A 247-nucleotide genomic window follows, 5' to 3' on the forward strand; every position below is an offset into this window, starting at 1 on the left:
GGTGTGTATTAAGTAGTTCTACTTCGATTCCTGCTTGTTCTAGTGCGCGTCGCTTACGTGGGTTGTTTGATACCAATCGTACTTGTTTTATTGCCATTTCTTTTAGCACATCTATGGCTGGTGCATAGTCGCGAACGTCTTGTTCTAAACCCAGTGCCTCAAATGACTCTGCTGCATCTAAAGCTTCACTCTGCATTTTGTATACTGCTTGAATCTTATTAGAAAGGCCCTGACCACGGCCTTCTTG

The 247-nt window shown here is 43.7% G+C and carries 1 pseudogene; it reads right to left on the bottom strand.

The window, feature by feature from the left end:
• Positions 1–196 (bottom strand): annotated as a pseudogene (locus AAEY79_RS16015) (GTP cyclohydrolase II); the annotation flags it as partial.
• Positions 197–247 lie beyond the last annotated feature (51 nt).

The sequence above is a fragment of the Psychrobacter sp. GW64-MNA-CIBAN-0177 genome (assembly GCF_040309585.1).
In the GTDB taxonomy this organism is placed as follows: Bacteria; Pseudomonadota; Gammaproteobacteria; order Pseudomonadales; family Moraxellaceae; genus Psychrobacter; species Psychrobacter okhotskensis.